We start from the raw sequence: 2,722 nt of genomic DNA on the forward strand, positions 1-2,722 counted from the left end.
ATTGCTTGAAAATGGCAATGTGATCCAAACTAAACAAAATGCAGCGGATGGAACCATCCAATTCGATGCAATCTCGTACGCTGCTGCAGGTACACATACTTACACTGTACGTGAAAAAGCTGGCACAGATACGAATATCGATTATGATCCAATGAACGCTGTTGTGACTGTTAACGTCACAAAAGACGCTCAAACTGGTCTTTTGAACGCTGCAGTTACTATGCCGGCAGATACAGAGTTTAACAACTTTGCAGTAGCTCCAGTTAAGACTCGTTTCGACTTCAGCAAAGCCCTTGCAGGCCGTGAGTTGAAAGAAGGCGAATTCAGCTTTGTATTGAAAGATTCAAATGGTAAGACTCTTCAAACCAAGACCAATACTAAACAAGGTGTTGTAGCCTTTGATGATTTGACCTTTGATAATACTCAAGTTGGTACTCACAAGTACACTGTAGAAGAAGTTATCCCAGAAAATAAAGAAACTGGCATGACTTACGACCCAATGAAAGCTGAAGTAACAATCACTGTTACTAAGGAAGGTCATGTTCTTAAAGCAACAAACACACTTCCTGCAGATACAGAGTTCAACAATACCTTCACACCTGTTGCTACACAAGCTCAATTCAAGTTCACTAAGAAATTGGAAGGGAAAGAGCTCACGAAGGATGCCTTCACATTTGAATTGCTTGAAAATGGCAATGTGATCCAAACCAAGAAAAATGCAGCAGATGGATCTATCACATTTGATGCGATTGAATACAACGCTGTAGGTGAACACACTTACACTGTGCGTGAAAAAGCTGGTAACGATATAAATATCGATTACGATACAATGAACGCAGAAGTGAAAGTTAAAGTTACTAAAGATGCTGCTACAGGTCTCTTGAGCACTGCTGTTACAATGCCTGAAGACACAGAGTTCAACAACTATGTGGTTTCTCCAGTTGTAACGAAATTTGACTTCACTAAGAAGTTGGCTGGCCGTGAGCTTAAAGATGGAGAATTCAAATTCATCCTTAAAGATGCTAACGGACGAGAAGTTGAAACAGTAACCAATAAAGCTGATGGTACGGTAACCTTCTCAGAATTGTCATTCGACAATACAAAAGTTGGTACCCACACATATACTGTAGAAGAAGTGATTCCGGCAAACAAAGAATTTGGAATGACTTACGACCAAATGAAGGCTACAGTGACTGTTGAAGTTGCGAAGAACGGTCATTCATTGACAACTGTTACAAACGTGACATCAACTGGTGGTAAAGATGCCAATGGTAAGGCTACTGATGGTACTCCAGATAAAGAATTCAACAACAAAGTTACTCCTCCAGAAACTCCAGAATTCCAACCAGAAAAATTTGTCGTTTCTAAAGAGAAATATGACATCACTGGCAACAAGTTGATGGATGACGACGATGAGTTGACAAATGAGTACACTGAAACAAATGCAGATCCATATGTAGACAAGACAACTAACAACGAACCAGAAAACTTGAATACCAAGACAGTTAAACGTGGTTCTAAATTGGTTTACCAAGTATGGCTTGATACTACGAAATTTACTGAAGCTAACAACATCCAATACGTTGGTGTATCTGATACATACGATGCAGAAAAATTGGACGTTAATGCAGCGGATATCAAAGCTTACGATTCAGTAACTGGTGCAGAAGTAACCAATAAATTCGACATCAAAGTTGAAAACGGCACCATCACTGCAACTTCTAAAGATGAATTTATCAAAGACAAAGTAAACGCTCCTGTTATCGATACAACTAAGTTCGAATTTGGACGTTACTATAAATTTGATATTCCAGCAACTGTGAAAGAATCTGTTAAAGCTGGTGCTGATATTGAAAATACAGCCAACCAAACAGTTCACGTTTACAACCCAGTAAGCAAGACAGTTGAAAAACCTGAAAAACCAACACAAAAACGTGTCAACAGCGTTCCAGTTCCAGTGGAAATGAACTTCACGAAACGTTTGGAAGGTCGTGAACTTCAAGCCAAGGAATTCGAATTCGTATTGAAGAAAGACGGCGTTGAAGTTGAGCGCGTGAAGAATGACGCTGCTGGTAAGATTGTCTTCAAGACTCTTGAATTCGGTCGTGATGATCTTGGTAAGACTTACAACTACACAGTAGAAGAAACTCCTGGTACAGATGCAACTGTCAAATACGATACAATGGTTGCTACTGTTAAAGTGGTTGTTTCACACGATGGTACAGCTAAAGCAATCGTTGCCAACGTAACAGATGCAGCTGATAAAGAATTTAACAACCGTGTAACACCTCCAGAAGAACCTAAGTTCCAACCAGAGAAATATGTTGTTTCTAAAGAGAAATACGATATCACTGGTGACAAGCTCGTTGACGATGATAGAGAGTTGGCAGACAAGTACGCAGATACAAATGCGAACCCATATGCAGACGATGCATCAAACAACGAAGCAGAAAACTTGAATACTAAGACTGTTGAACGTGGTTCTAAATTGGTTTACCAAGTATGGTTGGATACAACTAAATTTGACGCAGCGAACAAGGACAACATCCAAACAGTTGGTATCTCAGATAACTATGATGAAGCCAAATTAAATCTTAATGCGGCTGACATCAAAGCTTACGACTCTGTAACAGGTGCAGAAGTAACAGATAAATTCGATATCGCTGTCAACAACGGTGTGATCACTGCAACCCTTAAAGATGGCTTCACTAAGTCACTTGGC

Annotated in this window: 1 protein-coding gene; it reads left to right on the plus strand. The window is 39.8% G+C overall.

The annotated features are described in order from the left end of the window. On the plus strand, nt 1-2,722 hold a 2,722-nt coding region (locus tag HMPREF2685_RS10810), incomplete at both ends, for a Spy0128 family protein (protein ID WP_261710240.1).

It is taken from the genome of Streptococcus sp. HMSC074F05, from assembly GCF_001808725.1.
GTDB classification, from domain to species: domain Bacteria; phylum Bacillota; class Bacilli; order Lactobacillales; family Streptococcaceae; genus Streptococcus; species Streptococcus parasanguinis_I.